The sequence below is a fragment of the Streptomyces sp. NPDC047043 genome (genome assembly GCF_040644055.1).
GTDB lineage: Bacteria > Actinomycetota > Actinomycetes > Streptomycetales > Streptomycetaceae > Streptomyces.
On sequence record NZ_JBEYVO010000009.1, the window covers coordinates 244,550 to 267,473 of the forward strand.

Annotated in this window: 22 protein-coding genes; 7 read left to right on the forward strand and 15 right to left on the reverse strand. The window is 66.6% G+C overall.

The window, feature by feature from the left end; genetic code table 11:
* The first annotated feature begins 42 nt into the window (after positions 1–42).
* Both ABZ880_RS16520 and ABZ880_RS16525 read left to right on the forward strand, forming a co-directional pair.
* Positions 43–1,524, forward strand: coding sequence for a hypothetical protein (locus tag ABZ880_RS16520; protein WP_361262478.1), 1,482 nt, complete (start codon positions 43–45; stop codon positions 1,522–1,524).
* Positions 1,525–1,831: 307 nt separating this feature from the next.
* Positions 1,832–3,130, forward strand: coding sequence for an ATP-binding protein (locus ABZ880_RS16525; protein ID WP_361262481.1), 1,299 nt, complete (start codon positions 1,832–1,834; stop codon positions 3,128–3,130).
* Between the two features lie 90 nt (positions 3,131–3,220).
* Here ABZ880_RS16525 and ABZ880_RS16530 read toward each other — a convergent pair whose 3' ends face one another.
* Positions 3,221–6,961 carry a hypothetical protein gene (locus ABZ880_RS16530; protein ID WP_361262484.1) on the reverse strand — a complete coding sequence of 1,247 codons (3,741 nt, stop codon included), beginning with the start codon at positions 6,959–6,961 and terminating at the stop codon, positions 3,221–3,223.
* Between the two features lie 195 nt (positions 6,962–7,156).
* On the opposite strand from ABZ880_RS16530, the gene ABZ880_RS16535 reads away from it, so the two are divergent.
* The gene (locus ABZ880_RS16535; RefSeq protein WP_361262487.1) at positions 7,157–7,279 is read left to right on the forward strand and encodes a hypothetical protein; all 123 of its coding nucleotides are present in this window, start codon (positions 7,157–7,159) and stop codon (positions 7,277–7,279) included.
* 256 nt (positions 7,280–7,535) lie between these two features.
* Here the strand turns inward: ABZ880_RS16535 and ABZ880_RS16540 are convergent, their stop codons facing one another.
* Positions 7,536–7,871 (reverse strand): DUF4192 family protein, encoded by a 336-nt coding sequence (locus ABZ880_RS16540; protein WP_361262490.1) that lies wholly within the window; start codon positions 7,869–7,871, stop codon positions 7,536–7,538.
* 299 nt (positions 7,872–8,170) lie between these two features.
* Here ABZ880_RS16540 and ABZ880_RS16545 point away from each other — a divergent pair, with 299 nt between their 5' ends.
* Genes ABZ880_RS16545 through ABZ880_RS16560 form a run of 4 tightly spaced genes read left to right on the forward strand, consistent with a single transcriptional unit; the run spans position 8,171 to position 12,731 of the window.
* Positions 8,171–10,075, forward strand: a complete 1,905-nt coding sequence (locus tag ABZ880_RS16545) for a DEAD/DEAH box helicase family protein (RefSeq protein ID WP_361262493.1) — start codon at positions 8,171–8,173, stop codon at positions 10,073–10,075.
* The gene (locus ABZ880_RS16550; protein WP_361262496.1) at positions 10,072–10,290 is read left to right on the forward strand and encodes a CxC ATPase DNA modification system associated small protein; all 219 of its coding nucleotides are present in this window, start codon (positions 10,072–10,074) and stop codon (positions 10,288–10,290) included. Before ABZ880_RS16545 ends, ABZ880_RS16550 begins: the two co-directional genes overlap by 4 nt.
* A gap of 9 nt (positions 10,291–10,299) precedes the next feature.
* Positions 10,300–12,258 (forward strand): hypothetical protein, encoded by a 1,959-nt coding sequence (locus ABZ880_RS16555; RefSeq protein ID WP_361262499.1) that lies wholly within the window; start codon positions 10,300–10,302, stop codon positions 12,256–12,258.
* Positions 12,258–12,731, forward strand: coding sequence for a hypothetical protein (locus ABZ880_RS16560; protein WP_361262502.1), 474 nt, complete (start codon positions 12,258–12,260; stop codon positions 12,729–12,731). The genes ABZ880_RS16555 and ABZ880_RS16560 overlap by 1 nt, the downstream gene beginning before the upstream one ends.
* 96 nt (positions 12,732–12,827) lie before the next feature.
* Here ABZ880_RS16560 and ABZ880_RS16565 read toward each other — a convergent pair whose 3' ends face one another.
* The 13 genes from ABZ880_RS16565 to ABZ880_RS16625 all read right to left on the reverse strand — a co-directional run bounded on the left by ABZ880_RS16565 (position 12,828) and on the right by ABZ880_RS16625 (position 22,860).
* Positions 12,828–13,913, reverse strand: a complete 1,086-nt coding sequence (locus ABZ880_RS16565; RefSeq protein ID WP_361262505.1) for a DUF4192 domain-containing protein — start codon at positions 13,911–13,913, stop codon at positions 12,828–12,830.
* Positions 13,910–14,431 carry a hypothetical protein gene (locus ABZ880_RS16570; RefSeq protein ID WP_361262508.1) on the reverse strand — a complete coding sequence of 174 codons (522 nt, stop codon included), beginning with the start codon at positions 14,429–14,431 and terminating at the stop codon, positions 13,910–13,912. Before ABZ880_RS16570 ends, ABZ880_RS16565 begins: the two co-directional genes overlap by 4 nt.
* Positions 14,428–15,438 (reverse strand): N-6 DNA methylase, encoded by a 1,011-nt coding sequence (locus tag ABZ880_RS16575; RefSeq protein ID WP_361262511.1) that lies wholly within the window; start codon positions 15,436–15,438, stop codon positions 14,428–14,430. The genes ABZ880_RS16570 and ABZ880_RS16575 overlap by 4 nt, the downstream gene beginning before the upstream one ends.
* 89 nt (positions 15,439–15,527) lie before the next feature.
* Positions 15,528–15,830, reverse strand: a complete 303-nt coding sequence (locus tag ABZ880_RS16580) for a hypothetical protein (RefSeq protein ID WP_361262514.1) — start codon at positions 15,828–15,830, stop codon at positions 15,528–15,530.
* Between the two features lie 61 nt (positions 15,831–15,891).
* A complete protein-coding gene (locus ABZ880_RS16585; RefSeq protein ID WP_361262516.1) occupies positions 15,892–16,530 on the reverse strand; it encodes a hypothetical protein in 639 nt (212 codons plus the stop codon).
* 294 nt (positions 16,531–16,824) lie between these two features.
* Positions 16,825–17,454: a hypothetical protein gene (locus ABZ880_RS16590; RefSeq protein WP_361262519.1), complete on the reverse strand. Its 630-nt coding sequence runs from the start codon at positions 17,452–17,454 to the stop codon at positions 16,825–16,827.
* Entirely contained in the window at positions 17,451–17,951 is a 501-nt protein-coding gene (locus ABZ880_RS16595; RefSeq protein ID WP_361262521.1) for a hypothetical protein, read from the reverse strand. Before ABZ880_RS16595 ends, ABZ880_RS16590 begins: the two co-directional genes overlap by 4 nt.
* A gap of 58 nt (positions 17,952–18,009) precedes the next feature.
* Complete coding sequence (locus tag ABZ880_RS16600; RefSeq protein ID WP_361262524.1) at positions 18,010–18,351, reverse strand: HU family DNA-binding protein; 342 nt, start codon at positions 18,349–18,351, stop codon at positions 18,010–18,012.
* Between the two features lie 157 nt (positions 18,352–18,508).
* Entirely contained in the window at positions 18,509–19,318 is an 810-nt protein-coding gene (locus tag ABZ880_RS16605) for a hypothetical protein (protein WP_361262527.1), read from the reverse strand.
* 2 nt (positions 19,319–19,320) lie between these two features.
* Entirely contained in the window at positions 19,321–19,761 is a 441-nt protein-coding gene (locus tag ABZ880_RS16610) for a hypothetical protein (protein ID WP_361262530.1), read from the reverse strand.
* Positions 19,762–19,779: 18 nt separating this feature from the next.
* The gene (locus tag ABZ880_RS16615; RefSeq protein WP_361262532.1) at positions 19,780–20,505 is read right to left on the reverse strand and encodes a hypothetical protein; all 726 of its coding nucleotides are present in this window, start codon (positions 20,503–20,505) and stop codon (positions 19,780–19,782) included.
* Between the two features lie 34 nt (positions 20,506–20,539).
* Positions 20,540–22,030 (reverse strand): DNA cytosine methyltransferase, encoded by a 1,491-nt coding sequence (locus ABZ880_RS16620; protein WP_361262535.1) that lies wholly within the window; start codon positions 22,028–22,030, stop codon positions 20,540–20,542.
* A 209-nt stretch (positions 22,031–22,239) separates the two neighbouring features.
* On the reverse strand, positions 22,240–22,860 hold the full coding sequence (locus ABZ880_RS16625; RefSeq protein ID WP_361262538.1) for a hypothetical protein: 621 nt from the start codon (positions 22,858–22,860) through the stop codon (positions 22,240–22,242).
* Between the last annotated feature and the right edge of the window lie 64 nt (positions 22,861–22,924).

A 22,924-nucleotide genomic window follows, 5' to 3' on the forward strand; every position in this document is an offset into this window, starting at 1 on the left:
TCGCTCTTGTGAAGCGCCCCCGTTCCCTTGTGAACTTGTGGCATGCACCGCTGGACAGCGTTGAACGACCGACAGCTCACCCTCCTCAGAAACATCGCCGTTGGAAAGGATCCCAGCGCCCAGGACCCGGGCATGCGGCGGTCAACCTATGCGCTGCGCGATCGAGGTCTGGTGACGGTCAGCCGTCAGGGTGGCGGTTGGCAGGCGCAGGTCACCGAGGCTGGTCAGTTCTACTTGGAGCGCGGTCATCATCCAGAGCATCCGACACTTGGCGGCGCTCCGGGTGAAGGGTCAAAGACGTGGGTGACCGTGGCAACGGGCACAGGCCGCGATTCCGAGACGACAACTACATCGCGCCGGCGCAAGGGCACGACGGCGCAGAAGAAGCCGCCAACGCCCTACAGCGAAAGGCCCATCCCTGTAGCGCGCCGGGCTCAGGCAACCAGGCTCGTCGAGCGATTGGTCGCAGAGCGCCATGTTGTCATCTCGGAGCCGGACGAAGCTGAGATGACCGAGTGGCGGCGTGTCGTCGACTTCGCCAAGCGGCACGGACTCGCTCCGGCGGGGAAGCGCATTGAGAAGCAGCGACTTTGGAATGCGGGTCGGGACCTGCAGATATCGCTGGTGGATGGCCCACACGCCAACTCTGGGCACAGGTCCTCGGTGGACAACCCGCGAGTTCCAGTACCTGCGCAGCTGCGCTCACCGCACCGCGTCGTGGAGGGGTTGCGAGACAGCGAGCGCCGGCTTCTCATGCCACCCTCCCTGCGACGCCGAGCTCTGTTGCTGCTCCAGGGACTGGCCGCAGAGGCTGAGCGCCGGGGGTACAAGGTCCGGGAGCATCCCGCCCCCGAGCGTGACAATCGTTCAGCGCACTGCTACAACGGCCGGTACTTCCCCGCGAGCTGCCGGGAAGGGGTGCTGGACATCGTCATCGATGGCTTCACCTGTAGCGTCACGATCAAGCAGGAATTTCCCCAATCTGCTGACCTAGATCGCTCCCAGCAGCTCGCCCTGGAGGTCGGTTACAGCCGATCACATAGGCAGCACCACTGGGGCGACCGCAAGCGGTCGAAACTCGAAAACGTCCTGGGGATCGTGCTTCAGGAGCTGGAGACCCGGGCGGTCGAGGAGCGGCAGAGGGAGTTGGATGAGAAGCGCGCGAAAGAAGAGCGCCGCATCCGCTGGGAAGCGGCCATGGACGCTGCCAAAGAAAAGGCTGCTCAGGCTCGGTTGGGAACAATCCTCCGTGAGCAAGCAAAGCAGTGGCAGGAAGCGCACGCGCTCCGCCAGTATTGCGACGCCCTGGAACTCAGACTCGACGCACCGACGGGAACAGATGCCGACGTCGAATCGGCTCGTGCCTGGTTGCGGTGGGCACGCGAGTACGTAGAGACGCTGAACCCGCTGACACAACTACCGACTATGCCGTCTGGGCTGGCGTTCGAGCCTGAAGACCTCAAGCCATACCTCAATGGTTGGAGTCCGTATGGACCGGAAGCGCGCACGGTGGGCTGGGGATGACTTCGATCGAGCGGACCGCGTATCCGCGGTTCAAGCGACTGATCACCGCGCGCGAGCTGCATGTGTTCTTCACGTCGTCCGAGGAGGAACGGGCCTGAACGGAGAAGGCCGCAGACTTCAACGAGCACCAGCTCGCGCAGCTGCTGGCGCTGAAGTCGTACCAGCGCATGGCTGCTTCCCCAACGCGTACGACGTGCCGAACCAGGTGACGGAGCTCGTGCGCCAGGCGGCAGAGCCCCCTGTAGCCCGGTCCGTCCGTTGTCAAAACCTCAAGGATGCTCGCCCGTTCGGGAACTAGGCTGCGTGGATGGCACGATCGTGGACCCGGCTGCACGAATTCCTCGGCCACCCGCCGGGACCGGTGACATACGAGATGGTCGCCGAGGCCGTTCAGCGGAAGCTCGGCGAAAGCGACGACCTGGACTGGAAGGAGGCCCTACCAGCCACCTCGCCAGTCAAGGGCGAGTGGAACGAGTTCGCCAAAGACGTCGCCGCTATGGCCAACACCCGCGGCGGTCTGCTCGTCTACGGCGTCAGCGACGACATCGCGATGGTCGGCATCGACCTGGACGAGGTCAACGACAAGCAGCTGGGCCAGTGGCTGCGCGTCCATCTGCAACCCACAGTGAGCGGAGTGAGCTACCTCAAGCTCCCGGCTACCGACGGCACCGCCAAGGACATCCTCGTTGTCGACGTCCCGGCCAGTGAGATGGCGCCGCACTTCCTCTACGGATGGCAGCAGAAGGACAAGGACAAGACCACCTTCAACGCCCCCTTCCGGCACCGTGACGACACCGACTACATGGCGGAGCACCAGATCGAGCTTGCGTTCCGGGAACGCTTCGCCCGCCAGGCGGCCGCCGAAGCCGCTTTAGACCAGCACGTCCAGCACGTCACGGACCTCGTCCTGGGAGGGTCGGAAGCCCCTGCGGCATGGCTGGTCGTCGCCGCACGGCCCACGCGTCCCATCCCCAGGATGGTGCCACCGCTGTCCCGCTCGGAGGCGCAGCATGTCATGTACCAGAGCGGGAAGCGCGCGGAGGCCCTGCTCGCTGACGCCGTACCGATGCCCCGGCTACGGGTCCCCCGGCTCTTCCATGATCTCCTCGACAACAATCCGCGCAAGGGCCTGCGGCGCTGGGTCGACACCAACATGCTCGTCCCGTCCCGCGCTACGCGCCGACGCGGCGTGCTGGTGGAGCTCCATCACGACGGCACCGTCGTCACTGCCGTCGATCTCTCCCACAACGCCCTGCCAGCGCCGCAGTCGGGAGTCGGACTGCCAGTGGCCACGCCGGTACTCACCAGTGCTGTCTTCGAGACGGTCGCACTCGTCCACGAGCACCGACTGGCGCTGCGCATGGACGCTCCCATCGAGCTTCGGGCCGTCCTCGGGACGCAGCGCACTGGACTCTTCCGCTTCACTCCCGTCGTCCTCGGCCACAGTCGCCCCGAGGTAGCCGAATGGGCACGGCAGCCCTCCGCCCTGCAGCCCGCCCACAGCGATCTGGCGCCCTCCGCCGACGATCAAGCCCTCATCGCCGGTGCCACCGAGCTCGCAGAAGGACTCTTGCACCAGTTCGGACTCGAAATCGTGCCGACGTGAGGCCATCCGCACGCACGGGTGTGACCGCCAGGTCCAGGGAGAGCGTGGGGTTCCGGTTTCAAAGGACCTTCACGAAGCAGCACACGCGGTTCAGCAGCTCGGCAGCGGAAGGCGGCGGTGAGCGAAGACTATGTCCCTCACCCGTTCTACAGCGGCTGGGGCGATGCGGGCCAGTACGGGCAAGGCGTGGTGCCAGCCGTCGCCGGCGAGCGCGTTTGCCGTGAATTGCCGGGCGTCCTGCGCCGTTTCCGCCGTGTCGGGCGGGATCCGGGCAATGGCGAGTGTTCGGAACGTGTCGGTGAAGGCTGTGCTGGTGGATGCTGAGACGGCGCGGATGCCTGACGGTGTCCGGGTGAGATAGCCGGCCACGGCCGCGAATGCCTCGGCACGGTCGTAGGGGACGTTGTGTCGGCTTGCGCGATGGCGTGCGGCGTCGAGGTTGCCGAGTGCCGCGTGGGCGATGGCGATGGCCCCGGTTGGCAGCCCCCACGGGGCGTTGCCGGTCGACTTCTCCTCCCACGACGTCAGCGTGTTACGGGCGTTGTCGCGTTCTTCCCGGGCATGCAGGAGGAGCACCATGAGGAGGTCCTCCGTATCCAGCCAGGTTTCGGATTCCTTGAGCTTTAGCGCCACGTGTTCGGCGGCTTGGTGAAGCCGGTCAGCGCATCCTGCGTCTGCATCGGCGATGGCGGCGAAGAGCTCACCGAGCTCGGCCATACGTCCGCTCCAACCACGCGGTGATGAGTCCGCGGTCAGGAGACGTTCTCGTTGGCGGTCGATGAGGTCCACGGCGGTGGCCAGCTCGTAGGACACCAGCCTGGCCGCGACGGCCACCAGCGCGCGCTGCCTTCTGTCGTGATCCGCCGGGCCGGTCTCCTCGGCGAGGGCCAGGGCACTGTCACGTTCGCCGACGTGGGCCAGGGCCTGCGCAGCAGCGCCCTTCGCGTCGGCCACCTCCCGGCCCGGAGCGCCGTCGAAGAAGGAGAAGTTGCCCGCGCCTTCCAGCGTCCGGGTACGGTCGGCGGCCTCGCACGCCAGTCGTCGAGCATCCTCGGGATACCCAGCCGGTGAGGCTGTGGCGGCTGCCGCAGCGAGCGCCTGCACTTGCTCGACAGGGTTCCGCAGACTCCGTGCCAACTGCGCGCCGTCACGCTGTCGGCCGACGGCCGAAAGCGCGGCGCACAACGAGATGAGCCAGGTCTCCAGCGGCTGGTTGCGCCGGGTGCCTCGGTCTTGGGGAGATCCGAGTGCTTCCAGCGCCTGGGACAGCCGCCGACTCGCCTCGTCGGGCTCGTTGCGCTCCGCGAGTCGGTATGCCTGCTGAGCCAGCGTTTGTGCCGATGGTTCCTCGCCCGGGTCGTCGAGGCCATCGGCGAGCGTGGCCCGGGCCCCGGCGAGCGTGTCCATACCCATTAGCCCGATGTGCCTCTCCTCCGGCACGCAAGCTACGAGACCGTGCGCGCGGTCCACTGAGCCGGTGTCCACCAGGGCCCGTACGACGGCGGTCAGCATGGGGCTGAGGAGCATGGTCAGATCGGGTCCGTCGTCGGCCGACAGGGCATCGGGGTCTCCCAGCGCAGCCTCCAGGCGTTGTGCCGCCCGGTCAGCCAGGGTGTCCGCCTGTTGCGGGCGGGCGGTGGCCAGGGCCGAGGCTGCGGAAGCGTCGACGGCGCAGGCGGTGAGACGTGCGGGGAACGCCTGGGTGTACTGGCTGATCCGTTCGTACATCCGGTCGGCTTGTTCGCCTTCGGCGGCCGCGGCGACGGCGGCCCATGCCGACACGGGCGCGCTCGGATCGGCCGGAGAGCCGTCGGCCAGCTCCTCGGCATACCGCTCGGCCTGCTCCAGCAACTCCTGAGCCAAAGCGGGGTCGTGAGACTGGGCTGCGAGGGCGGCCCGGGCCACCACAGTGGCCCCGGCTTCGTCGCCGGCTGCTGCCGACGCCCCGAGCTTGCCAAGCAGTTCGCATCCCTGTCGCAGCTCGCCGACGGCCATCAGTGCTACAGCGGCCTCCCCGGTGGCCTCCTCCGCCTCCTGCTCATCCCCGCTTGGCGGAGCACTTTCCCGGCGGGCTCGCTCAGCCCATCGAGCGGCCTCCGACGCCGCCTCAACGGCGTGCCGGTCGTCGATTCCGACCAGCACATGGGCCAGCTTCGCCAGCCGGACAGCCTTCTCTGCCGGAAAGGGTGCAACGAGCGCAAGATCCATGGCGCGCCGAGCGTGTCCCAGCCTGGCGAACGCCACCGGGACACCTGCTGGCAGGGCCCTGGCCCGCTCGGCGAGCATGGCCGAGGAGGCCGCCAGCGCCGTCAACGCCACCAAGTCGTCGGGACGATGGCGTCGGACCGTCTGAGCAGTCAGCTCGATGTGGGAGAACGCCGTATCCAGTGAGGCGCGCTCCAACAGGGCACGTTGACGATGCGGGTCGAGTGCGATCTCGGTCAGCCGCTGGATGTCGCCGACGCTGTGCAGCATGCGCGGGTAGTCGTAGAGCAGGTAGGACGGAGTATCGGACGGCCAGTCCCTGGCGCGATAGCCATCCGCCCACTCGTGCAGCTGCCTCTCGAACCCGGTCACGTCGCCCAAGGCGGTCAGGGCCTCCCGACGAAGCTCCTCGTGGCCCAGCGCATGGGCGTGCGAGGCGGTCGGAGAGTCGGACACGAGGACCTGGCCGTGGCTGCCGGGGATGAAACTGCGGCCGGTGATCCCCCGCAGGAGCCTGTCCACCCGGTAGGGGCGCACGCTGACAAGATGGGCCAGGTCGGCGGCCGTGAGGCTGCCGCGGGCCGCGACCAGCAAGCCGAGGAGGGGGACTCCGACCTCCTCATCGTCCAGGAGCCGATGCAGCTCATGCCGGGCGAAGGCGCTGATGCCCGGGGCGTGAGACCAAGGGTCAAGCGTGCGGACGACGTGTCGGGCGCGCAGCGGATGGTCGGCAGGAACGTCGTCCGGAACGGGCGGGCTGGGCCGGCCGGTGACCAGCACCCGCATGCCGCCTGGCGGGACCTTCGGCAGCAGGGCGGCGATGCTCAGCCCGTCGGTTGCGGGTCCCTGGTCTTCGTCGAGGCCGTCCACGATCAGCACCAGGCGCCGCCCCCGGCCCTGGCACACCTCCGCTGCGGCTCGGCAGAGGTCGGGGAAGTCCTCGGGCCGGCTTCCCACGGTTCCAACGTCCCGCTGGGCGACCGCCGCCAGTTGCCGCATCACCGTCTGGAGGAATCCCTGCCGGTCGTTGCGGCCCAGGCGATCGGTGACGAAGCAGGACACGATCTCCACGCCGTCCGGCCGGTGCCGGAGAACGAAGTCGGAGACCAAGGCTGATTTGCCCGCCCAAGCAGGCGCCTGCCACCACCCGTACGCGGATGTGTCAGGAGAATCCGCTGCGGTACAGAACGCGCTCAGTTCCCGTAGCTCGGCATCCCTCTCCAGCAGCTGCACGGGAAGGACGTACTGCTCGATCCAAGCGGCGTGGCTCTCGTCTCCCCACGATGACGGCTTCGCAGGCGCGAGAGGCGAACGGAGTGGCTGGGCGTCATCCAACAGGGTGCGCCACCAACGCGTGTCACACCGCACATTCGCCCAGTTGCTCCACTGCTGGACCACGGCGATCAGTTGCTCACTGCTGCTCGGATCCGGAGTCTTCGCTCTGTTCCAGTCGGGGTTCAGCCACTCCGCCAGGCGCCGGTCGACCTTCGAATCACGGCCGCCGACCGCACGGGCGACAGCACGACGCGAATGCTCCTGCCCTGCCTGACGGCGGGCAGCTTTGGCTTTGGCCTCCAGGGCCCGCAGCGCGTCGTACAGCTCACGAGCCTTGGACGACTCCCCCACCTACTCCGCCTTCCCAGAGTGCCGCCGCCGCCCGTCTGCCCGCCTCAGGGCACAGCGGGCACGGCAATGACCAGGAGCGTAGAGGCACTTCGCCCGCCCTGCCCGTCCTTTGGGACATCCACCACCCGCACGCGGCACGGTCATCCCTGTCCGGCCCCCCCGGCCGGCGGACACCGAGGAGAGGAACACATGAACATGACCACGCCCGTAGCCCGCAAGCTGGGCCGTGCCGCGCTCTTCAGTCTGGTCCGTGGCGCATGCTGGGCACTGGGCTCAGCACTCGTGGCGGGCATTTTGTGGTGGGTCCAGAACCAGTAACCGCTCAGGAGGAGCACCGGGCCATCCCGTCGGCGTACGAGGACGGTGGGTTGCTGGTCGCTCGGGAGTGCACTGGTGGTGGCGGGGGTGGTCCCAGTCGATGCGCCAGGCGGTGTGACTGTCCTGCATCCCCCAGAAGAGGGGCAGATAGGTGGTGTGCCAGGCAATGGCGCCGCGCGGTTCGTTCGTGTGGATCATGGTTCGCCTCCGTGCGGGGCGGTCCCGGGCGGCGTGCTGGCCGGGGCCACGGTGGCGGTCAGAGGGTGCGGAGCGCAGCTCCATAGTCGGCGTGGTCCTGGGCGGCAGTGGTGCGGAAGACCTCGAGGGAGCGGGCTACTGGCACGTCCTGGTTGAGTCCTTGGTGGAGGTGCTGGGCGAGCGTGTAGTCGCTGTCGATGGTGGTCATGGCCTCGCAGAGGACGAGGCGGGCCGCGGCGGTGTCGTCCTCTCGCCACGTGGCCCAGGCGAGGAGGGTGAGTAGGGCGGCACGCAGCGGCGGGCGAGGTCGGCCCAGAGCTGCCGCTCGTCCGGCAGGTCCTCTTCCGGTCCCCAGGAGAGGGCGCGTCGCGGACGCGCCGGTCCTGGAGGCCAAGGATGATGCGTGCGGCGCGCTCGTCGGCGATGGGCGTGCCGTTGCGCCTGTCCTTCAAGGCCCCGTCGATGATGTTGAGAGTGCCTTGCCGGGCGTTGAGTCGGCCGCGGGGTGCAGGGCACGTTGGGCGTGGGCAGAACGCTCAACTGTACGAGCTGAAGCGCCGACTTCGGCTATGATCCGGCACAGCCCGGCACATTAGGGGCAACTACCGACATCATCGAGGATGAACGTCCAGCGCGCAGAGGACTCCCAGGTGGTGTTCGTGTGCTTACGCCTGGAGGGAGCGCACAACGCCCATGGCCTTGAGGAGCGTTGAATACCAGGAGGACTACCGCTCCGGGTACAACAACTTGGTCGAAGATTTCTTCCGTCCTTCGCTCCGCGAGGCTAGGTTGTACTGGCGGGCGGTCGGTTACTTTTCAAGCAGCGCGTTGGAGTCCTTCGGCTCTCCGCTTGGCGAGTTCGTGATGAATGGCGGAGAGATCCGCTTGGTCACTAGTGTCCAGCTCACTCACACAGACTTGGAAGCCATCTCAAGAGGGGCCTCGAAAGAAACGGTCTGCGCCGAGCGGCTCCAGCAGATCGTCGAAGAAGAGTTCGCGGATGGCATCGGTGACGGGGTCGCACGGCTCAGCCGCCTGCTTGAGTTGGGGCGACTGGAGATCCGTATCGCAGTCCCAAGGCACGGAACGGGTATTTACCACGAGAAGATTGGCCTCTTCTTCGACGCCAACCACGACTATGTTGCGTTCAGCGGATCATCAAACGAGTCGCGCAATGCCTTTGAGCACAACCGTGAATGCCTAGACGTGTATACGGCTTGGGGTTCACCTGTTCGGGCACAGCGTAAGCGAAACCACTTCGAACAAGTCTGGGCCGGCACTGATGTCGGAGTCGAGGTGTACTCGTTCCCTGATGCGGCCAAGCAGAAGCTCTTGCAAGCCTATCGCGCTCGAGCGGGCGCTCAGCAGTCGCGGCATGACAAGTGGCGCCATCAGGAAGAGGCTCTGCGCACATTTCTCGCTGCACGGCGTGGCGTCCTCAACATGGCGACGGGCACAGGAAAGACACGCACGGCGCTAAAGATCACGAAGGCACTCTTCGAAGCGGGAGAAATCGACAACGTCATCGTGGCGATGGACGGTACCGATCTCTTGGACCAGTGGCACAACGAGCTGTTGTCCGCTCGGCGCCAGCTGGGTCGGGTACCGCACGTCTACCGTGACTACGACCTTCACAAGGAGTTGCAGGAATTTTCCTTGTCGACGCAGGAGCGCATTCTTCTTGTCTCACGCCGAGGTGATGAACGCCGTGACCCGCTTGCGTCGGCTCTACGGCAGCTGGACAACCGATCGGCTCAGCGAACGCTACTCATCCACGACGAGGTCCACCGGCTCGGTAGCCCAGGAACGAGGCAGCGCCTGTCGGGACTGTCCGACCCGGTGCGCTATCGGCTGGGCTTGAGCGCGACTCCGGACCGCGAGTACGACCAAGAGGGAAACACGTTCATCGAGGAGCACATTGGCCCGGTGCTGATGTCGTTCGAACTTGGTGATGCGATCGAGCGCGGAATTCTTGCACCCTTCGAATACTATCCATTGCCATACGATTTGACCCAGCAAGACCGCGAGCGAATGCGGGACGTCTACCGAAAGCAAGCAGCCAGGGCTGCGTCCGGCAATCCCATGCGAGAAGAAGAGGTCTGGATCGAATTGGCGAAGGTTCACAAGACATCCCTCGCCAAGCTTCCCGTTTTCGACGAATTCATTTCGTCCCACCAGGAACTGTTGGAACGTTGCATCATTTTTGTTGAGACTCAAGAGTATGGGCGGCGGGTTCTTGACGTCGTTCACAAATACCGACCCGACTTCCACACATACTTCACCGCCCAGAATTCGGCGACGCTAAGCAGATTCGCCCGGGGTGATCTGCAATGCCTAATCACTTGCCATCGACTCTCGGAGGGCATTGACATCCAGTCCCTCAACACCGTCATCCTCTTTTCTTCGGCGCGAGCTCGACTAGAAACCATTCAGCGGATTGGAAGGTGCCTTCGATCTGATCCGGCGAACCCTCAAAAAGTGGCCCGTGTTATTGATTTCATTCGGGATTCTGCAGGTGATACTCAGAACTCTGATCAGGATCGGGCGGAGTGGTTGATGGCCTTGACTGCCCTACGATGCAAGGATATTCCCGTATGAGCCTCGACCCAAAGATTAGTCATGCAATCAGGGAAGCTGTGGATAAGGCAGGGCAGGGACCAGTATTGGCAAATCGGCTGATCACCTGGATGGAAGCGGTGACCTCGGGAAATGCTGATCCGAATGACGCGAGTGACGCAGACCGCCGGCTGGACCTTCTCTTCGCAGCAACGGAAATCGATGGCACTAATCGAGATGGCGGAGGGCTCCTCTAAATGTCTGCCGTGATGCAGATCCTCGGGTGGAAAGCCGACGGACTTCGATGCCCGGATCACGAGGTAGATTTCCGGCAGTCTGGCGACATTCCGCACGGAGTCTCCCTTATTCAGATGCCCAATGGAACGGGTAAGACTACGACCTTGGGTCTTCTGCGAGCCACCTTGTCGGGTTCGGCCGCCAAAGGCGGCTGGGACGGCACCGAGATGACGAAATACCGGAAGCTCGGCAGCGATCAGACTAATGGTTCGTTCGAAGTACGGCTCATGCTTGGTTCCGAGCGGGTCACCATCATCATGAACTTCGACTTCGAAGTTTCGCGGGTTCGCTACAAGACCACCCGAGGCGAAGGACAGGTGGATGGCTTTGAGCCACCCTACGAATTTCGACGCTTCATGAGTGAAGCCTTCGTGGAGGCTTTCGTATTCGATGGGGAGTTGGCGGAACGGTTGCTGGATGAGAAGCATCTCCGCGCAGAGGAGATCGTAGAGGACCTCTTCCAGATTGGCACACTCAAGAAACTTCAAGACAAGATAACCGAATACTGGGATGAGGTAACCAAAAAATCTGCAACCGAAGAGGTAGCCCTCACCAGACGCCAAAACAAGCTGAAAAGGCTGCGTGAGCGCCTGAACAGATGCAGGGCACAGAAGGAAGACCTTGAGGGTAAGCGAGACGAGACTACAGCCCGGCTGCAGCAGCAATACGCTGCCTACGAGCAGGAAATCAGCAAGGAAGAGTCTCGGGCACAAGAGCTGGAACAACGCAAAGACACAGCCGCCTCCCTAAGAAAGCAAGTGCGTGAGGAAGCACTTGACATCCTCGATGTCATGCGGTCCCCCAATGCCCTTTCGCCAATCTTCGCGAGAACGCTCCATGATCTCAAAATTGGCCTGGATCGCGTCAAACTCCCGGAGAGTGCTGCTCGCGAGTTCTTTACGGAGCTTGCAGATGAGGAATTCTGCGTTTGCGGAAGGCCCATCGATGATCACATCAGAGGGGAAATTCGTAGTCGAGCAGAGCAATACCTGGGCTCCGACGATGTAACTCTTCTTAACTCTATGAAGACTGCCATCCAGGATGCAGTAGGCCAGTCCCACGAGTCTGCCGAGGAAGAGTTCCGCCGTAAACTGCATCACCTCAGTATGGCTATGGGGGAAGAACGGTCTGCCCGAAACGAAGTCGATCTCCTCCAGCGAGCAGCGGAACAGGCTGACCCAGCCGTCCGGGACGCTAGCGAGGAGATTAGAAGGCTTGAAACGAGGCTAGCCGATATCTCGGATGAACTGGACCAGCACACCAACGGAGACACCAGCGAAAATACGCGCGATGTGAACGTGCTTGCTGTGCGGGTCAAAGATGCGGAGGACGACGTCGCAGAAATTACGAAGACCATCACCCTCAAGCGCAAGCGAGATATCCTGAGAAAGATCCTCAGGGAGGCATATCACACCGCTCGTCAAGGCATCTTGGACGAAGTCCGCGAGGAGGCGAATAAGCGGATCAGGGAACTGATGCCGCATAACGAGATTGAAATCATGCGCATCGAGAAGTGTCTGGTGCTTGCTGGAAAAGAAGGTGGAAGCGTCGGGGAGAACCTGTCTATCGCCTACGCATTCCTAGCCTCGCTATTCAATCGTTCCGAGCATCAGCTTCCCTTCATCGTTGATAGCCCGGCAAACCCTATCGACTTGGCGAATCGATCCCGAATTGGCCCTCTAATTCCTCGACTCACCCGGCAGTTCATCGCTTTCACTATCTCTTCCGAACGTGAGCAGTTCGTACCGAATCTAAAAACAGCATGTGATGACGGGGTGCAGTTCATCACGCTGTTCCGGAAGGTCGACGAGCAGCTAATCGAAGCTGCGCGAGTGACCTCCGACCACGTAGAAACCCGTGACGGGATCGTCGTCCACGGTGAGCCCTTCTTTAACGAGTTTCAAGTCCAGACTGAGGAGGCATCCTGATGCAGCCTTTCCGCCTCAGGAGAGATGCCCGTGAATGGTTCAAAGGCCTCCGCGATGATGAAAGTTTCAAAATCGACTTCGACGTCTTCTACTTCTGCTTCATTGCCGGAGTCGCCAAGACTCGAAAGCTTCCTGTCACGAACGAGCATACGGCGGAGCTCGTATCCAACTTCCCTGGACGATACGCAGAACGGGGTAAGCTTCTTGTCGCACTGTTCCTGACCCGAGAGCTCGCATATCTCGGAGTGACCATGGACGAAAAGAAGGAAGTGCACTCTTCAATCGCGAAACTCGTCGATCCTGCAGCGCCCCATAACCTTAGCGACGAAGGGGTGAAGCATTTCAACCAGTATGCTCACGGAGGTTACGACGTCCTTCTTGAATGGTTCTCAGGCGACAGACCACGGTCTCTCGAGACGTTCGTCCGCATCTTCAAGCAGAATCTTGACACGGCACTCATGCCAACTGTGTGACCGTCTTTCAGCAGGCCAGCCGGCCAGCACATCCGTCCTTGGGCTAGGCCTACAGAGGGTAGGCCCCGGCTGCGCCAGCCGGGGCCGCGGTGGTGGTCAGTTGTTGCGGAGGGCGGCTTCGTCCTCTGCTTCTTGTTCGCGTTCGGAGGTGCGGCAGATGTCGAGGAAGCCGTCTGCGGGGATGCCCTGGTTGATCGCCGTGTGAAGGTGCTGGGCGAGCGTGTAGGTGCTGTTGGTGTCCAGGGCCTCGCGCAGGGCGTGGCGCGCGGTGACCGTGTCGCCCTGCCGCCAGGTCACCCAGGCGAAGAGGGTAAGCAGGGAGGGGGCCAGGTCGGTGTACGGGGGGACGCAGCGGCGGGCGAGGTTGGCCCACAGGTGCCGTTCGTACGGCAGGTCCTCGTCCGGGCCGTGGGAGAGGGCGCGGTCGCGGGCGCGGCGGTCGTTGAGGCCGAGGATGATGCGCGCGGCGGTTTCGTCGTTGATGGGCTTGCCGGTGCGCAGGTTCTGAAGGGCCGTGTCGATGAGGCTGAGGGTGCGCTGGCGTGCGAGGAGCTGCCCGCGCGGGGTGCCCGTGTCTCGGGCGAGGGTCGCGCTGGCCTGCTCGATGGCTTGGCGGTGGCGGGCGGCGTCGGTGTCTGTGGGGCGGAACTCGGTGGCTATCTCGCTGCTGGGTCGTCCAGGGGTACGGCCGAGTGCTCGGAGTTGGGCAGTGATGCTCTCGGGGTGGTCGCCGGCGGGCAGTCGCTCGCCTTCGCAGCAGCCGGGCCAGTCGCAGACATAGTCCCACCACTTGTCGCCCACGATGCCGAGGACGACCTTGACGGGGGCATCGCCGAGTTCGGTGAAGGCGTCGATCATCCAGTCGGCCATGTGACCAAGGAGGTGAGCGGTCTCCTCAGAGCTGCGGCCGGGCTGCGGGGTCCGGTACAGGCACACCACGACGTCGAGCAGGTCGTGTCCGCGCTCTCGGGTGGAGGCGAGGAATTCGGGGGCAGCGGCTTCTGCGACGGCGTGCCAGTGGGTCGGGTCGGTGGGCAGCGGGACGGTCATGGTGGGTCCGGCGGTGCCGTTGTTGACGATGCCGTGGAGGACGAGGGAGTTCTCCGGGGTGTGGCCGAGGAGGAACGGCATCAACTCGATGAAATCGCTGGCGCTGGCGATGCGCAGGGGCGACGGGTTCATGTGGCGGGTCCTTCCGTGGTGGCGTTGGGCTGTGGTTCGTCGGTGGTCGTGCTGGTGGTGCTGACCTGCTTGGGCTTGCAGGCGAGTGCCGGGATGACGTGGTCGCGGACGATGTCGCCGAGATCAGCGGCCAGGGCTTTGCTGGTGCGGGTGGTCAGGACGGTGTGCCAGGTGCGGCCGGGCTGGAGCCGGGCGTCGTTGGCGGCTTGCGCTTCGGCCTGCTCGATGTCGGTGCCGCCGGGGATCGGCGGCAGGTCGGGGCCCGCGGTGATCCAGGCCTGGATGGCGAGGCCGCGGGACTGGATGCGCAGGCCGATGCGGTGCCCGTCGGGGTGGTGGTAGGTGGCGGTGCGTTCGGGTGTGTCGGTGTCCTCCTTGTGCCAGGGCGGGTCGAGGGTGGGGGCGATGCGGTCGAGGGGCGGCACGTCGATTTCGTCGCGGGGTCCGGCGAAGGCCGGGCGTCGGCGGCGTGTTGTGGGGGTGGTGCCGGGTCGAGCGAATGGGTCGGGCTCGGTCACGCGACCTTCTCTTTGCTGGGCATGAGCTCGTCGAGGAGGGCGAGGGCCCGACGGTGGGCGATGATGGTGGTGGCGGTGTCCATGTACTCGTCGCGCTGCTCGAAGGCTTCGGCGGCTTCGGCACGGGTTTTGGCGTAGTCGTCGTCCGGCGCGAGGGAGTCGGCGCAGCCGATGAGGCAGCGCGGGCCGAGGTCCCAGATGATCGCGTTGACGGCGGCACACCCGGCCGACAGCGAGTCGATGTCGTTGCCGTACCAGTGGAAGTCGTGCGGGTTGAGGCCGAGGTCGCGCAGGCGCTGGGCGACGGAGCGGAACATGGTGCCGGAGCCGACGGCGGGTTCGCGGAAGGACATGCCTGGCTTGGCGAAGTCCTTGTCCACGGTCATGTTGGCCATCAGGTCCGTGATGCACGCCGGCGTGTGGTACTCGCCGCGCCACTTCTTGTCGCTCTTGTGGCGCAGGCCGGTGAGCAGGGGGCTGAGGACGTCGGCCTCGGAGCGTCGCCAGACGTCGTCGTGGCCGGTGAGGTCCATCAGGCCGGTGTTGATGGCGGCGCGGGTGACGGTGTGCACGGCGCGGAGTTGCTGCTTGTCCGGCTCGGGGTTCCAGGCCCAGTCGTGCAGGCGTATCGCACGGTTGATCAGGTCGGGGCGCTTGATCCAGTGGCCGAGGTAGATCTCCTTGAGCAGCTGCGGGAGTTGCTCGGGCTGGAGGTTGAGCACCCAGTCCGCCAGGCCGGGCACGTTGCGCAGCAGCGAGAGCCCGGCAACGGTGCCGAGGGGAACGTCGATGCTGCTGCCGCCGAAGGATTGATACCAGGCGTCGAGGACGTTCTCCGCGATCTTGCGGGCGTGCTCGTGCGGGTCGCGTGGGGCGGCGTAGCGGCGTGCTGTGATCTTGCCCGTGGAGCGGGCCTTGGGCCGGGGCGGGGGCTTCTTCGCCCATGAGGGCGCGGGCCGCGCGGCGGTGGCCGGGGCTGCCGCGCGGGGCAAGAAGTCGTCGGACATGGATGCGGATTCCTTTCTGCGGGCGCGCATGGGGCCGCCCCGGTGCGCGGTGCGCGACCGGGGCGGTGCGGAGGGGGTTGGGAGCGGGATCAGCTGGTCTGCTGGAGGTCCCGGAGGGTGGCGAAGATGCCGCGGACCTCGATGGCGTACGCGGCTTCGGGGTGTCCGGCCTGACGCAGTCCGCCGATGAGGAACATCAGGGCCGCCTCCTCGGCGTCCATGTCGCTGATGAGCTCGTCGAAGCTGGAGTCGCGCAGCTCGTCGGGGCGGTGCTCGTAGCCGACGCGCAGGGTCTTTTCGATCTCGGCGAGGGTCGTTGCGGTCTGGTTGTCGGTGAGGCCGAGCAGTTGGGCCCAGGACGTCAGGGTGGCGTCGTCAACGGGGAGCTTCACGGGCTGGTGCCTTTCGGGTGGGCCGTGCCCGGCCGCGTGGTGCGGCCGGGCGCGGGTGTGGTCAGGAGGTGGGGGCGGCGGGGAAGGGGTCGCTCTTGTGGTCGGGGTGGCAGGCGGCGTACAGGCCGCCGGGGAGGCGTTCGGTGATGACGCCCCATCCGGCCCAGCGCATGACGGCGAGGTAGCCGAGGTCTCCGCCGGCGAAGCCGGTGCGGGCCTTGGCGCCGGGGTCGGGCTGGATGAACACCCAGCCGGGAAACTGGCCGGTGTCGTCGGGCATGACCTGGAAGCCGGGGCGCAGTTCGTGGATGCCGTCGGTGTGGATGGGCGGCATTCCGGCGGCGGTCAGGATGCGCACGGCCTCTTGGACGTGCGGGTGGCTGTGGTGCTCGGGCAGGGTGCCGACGCCGGTGTGGATGGGGCGCTCGTACGGCAGGCGGCCGACGGCGGCCTTGTAGATGTCCATGAGGAGTTGTGCGTCTTCGCGGCGGCCGGCGTGGCGCATGGCGATGTTGGCGACGATGACGATGGAGTGCCGGTCCTGGGTGAACAGGCGGCGGAACTGGTCGAGGGTCATGCCGGTCGACACCTGCACCCGGGCGAAGGTGCGCGAGGCGAGGCGCATGGCGTGAGCGACGTGTTCGGGGTCGAGCCCTATCTCGTGGGCGAGTTGCAGGACTCCGGTTGAGTAGTCGTTCATGGGGTTCTCCAAGAGGCGCTTGCGCGTATGGGTGCGCCCCCGGCCGAAGCCGGGGGCGCGGGGTTCTCTGGGGTTCGGGCCGGGCTAGCGGCGTCCGCATCCGGCGTGGCCGCAGCCACCGCAGAAGCCGCCGCTGTTGCACTCGCAGCCGCATCCCTGGTTCTGGGTTTCCACTTCCAATTCCCCTTCCGGTTCGGGCATTTCCCGAATTCCTTACTTATATCTTAATGGCAAATACCCCAAAAGCAAGGTACACCCAACCGAATGCGAATTTAGTTTCCGCAATTCAATTCCCTAATTCGCGGCGGCCGGAATGAGCTCGGGCCAACGGACCGACTCCAGCGCGCGGCGGTGCGAGTCGGGCACGGGCACGGTGGGGTAGCCGAGCCAGTCGAGGCCCATCGCGGCGAGGATCGTGGCGTCCGCTTGGTCGTAGCGGCCCGGCCCCTCGCACTCGACCCCGTACCGCTCGACGGCCACCGAGCGCACCATGCCCTTCGCGACGCGGGACCGGTCCTTGCGAGGCCACTCCTGAGCGGGGTTCGCCCGGCCGGTCGCGTAGATCGTCCGCCCGTGCGGGGTGACGACGGCGTACGGGATGCGGTGCCGCCACAGGTACTGGGTGACCAACCACCACAGCCCGGCCAGCTCGTGGTGCCCGGCCTGCGCACCCTGGGCGTACGCGGCGCCCTCGACGACCACCAGGTCCGCTCCGTCCTTCACGCTCAGCGCGACGGCCGCGACCAGCCAGTCCAGCCGTTCATGGCTTCGGCGTCGGCCGGGCCGACAGGCGTGCGCCCAGTCCGTACCCGCGATGCCGGTCGAGGTCAGCGACAGGTCAAGGCCCACCACGCGGGGCTGCCACTCCCCCTGTTCCTGGACGCTCGGCAGGGTCACGGGCGCGCTCTGAAGTTCGGCAGTCACCGATCACCCTCGTCGGTTGCCGCGCGATGGACGGCGACAAGCCGGTTGGCCTCAGCCATGGCCGCGGTCTTGGCCCGGGCCGTCCACTCGCCGTCATAACTGCCGGGCGGCCCCCACAGGTACCAGCCGGTGTCGTGGTAGCCGTCCTTCGGATTCCTGCGGCGGTAGCTGAGTTCCCACCAGCCGTCGCGCCAGCTCCACAGGCGCTTCGCGTCCGGGTCGGGCACCCAGCCGGCACGCTCGGCCAGGGCCTGGAAACGCGCCACGTCGGTGCGCAGCATTGCCGCTTCAAGGGCGGCGTCCAGGTCGCGCGAAGTGGTGCACCCGCCACCGTCCGCCTGATGCGCGGGCGAGGAGGGGCGAAGGACAAGCCGCCGCACGGCCTCGTCCCTCTGGCGCGCGACGCGCCGTAGCAGACCGGCCGCGCCAACCATGCCCCGCTCCTCCAGCCACTTCGCAGTGGCCTCGACCTGTACGCCCACGGAACGGTCGTTCATGTCGTTCTCCTTCGGTGGGGCCGTCTCGGCACGCCGAGACGGCCCCAGGTGTGCAGCGTTACGGGCGGGCGGCCTTGGGGGTCTTGGGGTCCTTCTGGATGCAGTTGCCGGACTCGGGCATCGCCCGGCGGAGCGCGACGAGGTCCTGGAACCGCGCGCCGGCGCGGAACTTCACGACACGGCGCTCAGCGATCTCCACTGGCTCACCCGTCTGGGGATTGCGGCTGGTTCGGGCCGGGCACGTCTCGGGCGTCAGGCTGCCGAAGCCTGTGACGGAGACGACCTCTCCGCCGACGACGGCGCGGACCATCGCGTCGAGCGTGGTTTCCACGGCGAGTTTGGCCTGGGCGCGGTCGCCGGTCGCCGCGGCCACCACCTCGATGAGCTGGGCCTTGTTCACTGGGTCTTCCTTCCGATTCGAGCGGATCGCAGGAGTCGAGGGGCGCGCACGCCACGCCGCGGGCCAGGGATGGAGCCCGAAGCCGGGGTCCGCGCACTGCTCACAGGCCGGACCACGAATGCACATATGGTGATTCATAAATGTCACCTACTTTGAGTCAGTCGTGCACACGGACCAGGAACTTCCCGGCCGCGAGAACCTGGGAAATGGGGAGAGCGACGGCCACGAAGTCGGCCGAGACCAGGTGCGGTTCCTCACCGCGGCCGGGCTTGCCGGGCACGATCCACACCGTGCCGGTGGCATCGGCGTAGCGCGCCCCGACCTCGAGGAACTGCCCGGAGAAGGAGAACCGGCGGACACGCAGCGACATGGACCACCCGGCGCCGGGCTCGGGGCCGTCCCAGCCGTGCGGGGTCTGGAGGCCGAGGAAGTCGCTTCCGGCAGTCACGAGGGTGCCCACCGGGCCCAGGGAGCGGAACTCGATCGCCTCCCCGTTGGCGCCGGCGTTCAGCCACCGGGACAGGTCATCGGGGCTGAGCTGCACGGGGCGCCCCTGGGCCAGCGGGTGGTTGCGAGCGTCGAGCATGATGCGCAGCAGCACGCGCCAGGGCAGGCGGTGAAGGTGCGATGCGGCGGGAACGGTGAGCTGCGCGACGCCTTCGGTGAAGCGGAGCAGCTGGTGGCCTTCGACGGTCAGGTGCTCGATGGTGACGGTGTCGGACGACTCCAGCCAGCCGCGCAGCGCGGCGACGTCGTCGTAGCCGATAGGCGCCGTCCACACGTCGCTCCCCTCGCCCGACGCGCGAGCGACGGCGAGCGTCCGGGCGCTGCATCCGACGACGTGCAGGTAGCGGGAGGCGCAGTCGAGGATCAGAGTTTCGGGCTCGCAGGTGTCGTCGGCCTGGTAGCGGTGCGGGGCGGCCTGGTCGAGGACGACCGCCACGTCTCGGGCCTTGATGTTGAACACGGCTATTCTCCGCAGGAGTTGTCGGGGTGAGGACGGAAGCCGGAAGTACGCTTGCGGGCCCGGCGGGCCCGCTGGGCGAGCTTGTCGGCTTCCAGACACAGGGAGCAGGTGCGCTCCCTGCGCCGTCTGTGGGCACGGGCACCGGCTTCGGTGCCGTGGGTGATCGGACGACGGCCGCGTTCGAGCAGTTCGGCGGGCCGCGCGCCCTTGCAGGTCTCAAGGACCCGCCCGTTGCGCCAGAACCGCCCGCCGCACACGCCGTCGAACAGGCTCATGTTCGGCAGGACCAGGTCGATGCACTGGGATCGGAACGGGCAGCTCTGGCAGATCGCGAGGAGGGCGCGCACCAGCGACTCCGTCGGGGCTTCGGTCACCATCCGCTCGGACGTGAAGCGGATGTCCCCAGCGCAGGGGGCTTCGCCGGCCCACCCGATGCCGCTCATCTGCTCCTCCTCTCGTATCTAGGCGGTCGGCGGCAGCGGCATCAGGCGCACCTGGTCACTGACGCTGGAGCCGTACGGGTGGGCGAAGCCGGGCGGCACCGGTGTGAGGTGACGGTCAGCCAGCGGCGGCAGGAGGAAGATCTGCGCCACGAGGCGGGTGAGGGCGTCGTCGCAGGAGTCGCTGAGGCGCGGCCGGACCGCGGGAACGCGTTCCTCACCGTCGTGCTGGTCCTCGACGACTCCGACGACGCGGCCCCCGCCAGCGCGGCCGTCCACCACGACCGCCGTGGCTGCCGGGTGGTGCCCGCGTATCAGCTCGGCCACGCGCGCCACTCGGTCGACCGGTGGCAGCTCCAGGAGCCAGCTGCCGTCCATGGCCGTGTTGCGGTGCACGAGCGCCCACGCCGGTGAGGTCGGGGGAATGAGTGCGTGCTCGGTGTCGAGGGCGATGTCCTCGGCGATCTCGTTGAGCGGATGGCCCGGCTCGGTGCCGTCCCACAGCCAGGGGCACCCCCCGAGCGGTCTGGTCTGCTCACCGAGCACGCCGTGCACGGTGACGCTGCGGTGTTCGCCGCTCCGGTCGAAGGCCACGTAGGCGGCCTGGGGGCAACGGGCGCGGATCTTGGCCGCAAGGTGGTCGGTGATGCCCAGACAGTGAGCCTGCTCGGCTCGGCGGAGCGCGAGGGCCAGGTGGTCTCGCTGCTGGGCGAGGATGGTCACTGCGTCGTGGGCTGCCGGTGTCATGGCAGGGATGTCCCTTCTTCTTCGGAGGTGGGGGTCAGGCGAGGACGGGCTTGAGGCGTTCACCGATCCAGCGCGCGACGTTGACGCTCACCGCGTTGCCGGCTTGCTGGGTCTGGGCGGCCTTGGTGCCGACGACCTCGTACGTCTCGGGGAACCGCTGGGCCGACAGCTGCTCGCGGGGCTGAAGCATCCGGAAGTAGCAGTCATCGATGGCTGGGGCACTGCGCACGATCGCCGCCGAGTCGCGGGTGGAGAGGGTGTGCAGCGGCCCGGCCGCGGTCTTCGGCGCCGCCTTGCGGTACGGGATGACCAGGGTGTTGCGCGCCCTGGTCCGCACGTCGCCATCAGGCACGACCAGGCCGTGATGGCGGGCCGTGGCAATCGTGCTGAGCGGAGCGTCGATCGGCGCGGCGTCGCAGTTGTTGCGGAACTCCACGATGAACGGGTCCACCGTGACGAGGGCTTCGCTCTCGCGGGTGGTGCGGGTGCGCATCGGCTCGGCCGCCGAGGAGGCGGTGTCGTTCCACGAGCCGCCGACCGGCACCAGGAGGGCTTCGCCGAGCTTGGCCGTGCGGGTGGGCAGCGGCCGGGTGTGCGGGGAGAAGGCCCGGTCCGTTCCGTCCTTGCCGTGAGTGAGCGTGACCACGGACGGCTCGTAGGGGAACTTGTCGAGACCGGCCGCGATCCGCCGCATGGTGTTGGGTACCAGCGGCTTGGTGCGGTCCCCGATCCGCTGGCCGATGTTGTCCCACAGGATCACGTCGGAGGCGGGCCGGACGTAGGGCTCCACCAGGGAGTGTCGGCAGCGGGTGTTCGGGCACCGGTAGTCGTACTGCTGCTGGTACTTGCCCACCTTCACCCGGGGGTCGCGCCAGCTCTGGCGCGCTTTGACGTCCCGCCCGCACTCCACGCAGTAGGCCAGCGGGCGCGGCGCGAGATCGGGGCGGCGGATGCCGGACAGGGTGAAGACCAGATACACGCGGTCGCGCCATTGAGGGGCGTACGCATTGGTCTCCGAGCCGATGTGCGCGGAGGACACCGAGACGATCTGGACCCGGTAGCCGAGCTTCTTCATCGCGCGAATCCACTCGGGGAACAACAGCCAGTCGGTGATGAACTCGACGACGTTCTCCACGACGACGCAGGGGAACCGTTTCGCCTCGACGGCGCGCAGCACGCACCAGGCGGTCACCCGAGTCATCTCAAAGGCCTCGGGCGGCAGTTCGCGCCACTGCTCCTCTTCCTCGAAGAGGGCGTCCTGCACGGGGTCGGGGCGTTTCCGCCCGCCGGCCGGGCTGACCTCGGTGCAGATGATCGAGGCCCAGAGCACCAGGGCCTTGGGGAGCCAGCGCATGGGGTAGTTCTGGATGTCGGCGCAGCGAGCCGACGCGGTCGGGTGGTTGATCGAGAAGGTGTCGATCGCGGTCTGCCAGTGATTGATGCCGAGGATCGGCTCGAATCCGGCTTCGAGCAGACCCTGGCCATCTCCGCCCGCTCCGCAGAGCAGGTGGATGGATCGGGGCAAGGTCGTGGTCTCCAAGAGGCGGGGCCGCCCGGCCCGGTGTGCGGGCCGGGCGGCCGTGGTCAGGACTGGTCGGTGGCGCGTAACGCGCGGTGGTGGCGGCTGTCCTCGATGCCGAGGGCGGTGAACCCCAGCAGTCCGAGGGCGCACACGATCAGCAGCCAGATCACCGGTCCGCGCCCCCGGCGGGGCGCGGTGCGCGGCGCGGCCGGTCAGTCATCGCTGCGGGTGACGCGGACGGTGGTGATGTGTCCGGCGCTCTCGAACACCGACAGCGGGTAGCCCTCGCGTTCGCTTCGCTGCCAGACGCGGCGGTAGCCCTCATCGCCGGTGAGCCGCTGCGACCACTCCGAGTGGCGGGCGAGGGCGGTCGCCGCGCCCTCGGTCCCGGCGACCTGGTTGTGGCTGGCGCCGTACGGAGCGATGTGCGTGGCCGAGACGATCAGCCGGGGCCCCCGGCTGGGCACGTCCAGGGCGTCGATGCGCACCATCGGCGGGATGAGGCTGTTGCCGTGGTGGCGCTGCGGGCCGTTGGGGGTGGAGTCGTACAGGACGGTGTGCCGGCTCGGGTCCTGCACGTTCTGGCGGACGACGTTCCACCCCCGCACTTCGGCGGGGTCGGCGGGCAGGCTGTGCTCGGAGGCGATGATCAGTTCCGTGCCGTCGCGCAGGTCGGCGCGGACAGAGAACTCGCCGCCGCAGGTCTCCATGTCGGTGACCCAGCCCGCGTAGCGCAGCGGGCTGATGACGTGGCTGTAGCGACGGAACAGTTCCTGCCACAGGGGGTCGGTGGTGCCGTTGTGGTCGGGCAGAGCCGCGATCGTGGTGGTCATGTGCCGTTCTCCAAGAGGGTGTGCACGGCGGGCACGCAGAATGCGCACCGCCATTGAAAAATGT

Bases quoted from the DNA above. Each gene is read 5' to 3' on its own strand.
- ABZ880_RS16550 (WP_361262496.1), top strand. From the start codon at position 10,072: ATGAGCCTCGACCCAAAGATTAGTCATGCAATCAGGGAAGCTGTGGAT.
- ABZ880_RS16585 (WP_361262516.1), bottom strand. From the start codon at position 16,530: ATGAACGACTACTCAACCGGAGTCCTGCAACTCGCCCACGAGATAGGG.
- ABZ880_RS16560 (WP_361262502.1), top strand. From the start codon at position 12,258: ATGCAGCCTTTCCGCCTCAGGAGAGATGCCCGTGAATGGTTCAAAGGC.
- ABZ880_RS16625 (WP_361262538.1), bottom strand. From the start codon at position 22,860: ATGACCACCACGATCGCGGCTCTGCCCGACCACAACGGCACCACCGAC.
- ABZ880_RS16595 (WP_361262521.1), bottom strand. From the start codon at position 17,951: ATGAACGACCGTTCCGTGGGCGTACAGGTCGAGGCCACTGCGAAGTGG.
- ABZ880_RS16520 (WP_361262478.1), top strand. From the start codon at position 43: ATGCACCGCTGGACAGCGTTGAACGACCGACAGCTCACCCTCCTCAGA.
- ABZ880_RS16615 (WP_361262532.1), bottom strand. From the start codon at position 20,505: ATGACACCGGCAGCCCACGACGCAGTGACCATCCTCGCCCAGCAGCGA.
- ABZ880_RS16575 (WP_361262511.1), bottom strand. From the start codon at position 15,438: ATGTCCGACGACTTCTTGCCCCGCGCGGCAGCCCCGGCCACCGCCGCG.
- ABZ880_RS16610 (WP_361262530.1), bottom strand. From the start codon at position 19,761: ATGAGCGGCATCGGGTGGGCCGGCGAAGCCCCCTGCGCTGGGGACATC.
- ABZ880_RS16545 (WP_361262493.1), top strand. From the start codon at position 8,171: ATGGCCTTGAGGAGCGTTGAATACCAGGAGGACTACCGCTCCGGGTAC.
- ABZ880_RS16525 (WP_361262481.1), top strand. From the start codon at position 1,832: ATGGCACGATCGTGGACCCGGCTGCACGAATTCCTCGGCCACCCGCCG.
- ABZ880_RS16565 (WP_361262505.1), bottom strand. From the start codon at position 13,913: ATGAACCCGTCGCCCCTGCGCATCGCCAGCGCCAGCGATTTCATCGAG.
- ABZ880_RS16535 (WP_361262487.1), top strand. From the start codon at position 7,157: ATGACCACGCCCGTAGCCCGCAAGCTGGGCCGTGCCGCGCTCTTCAGT.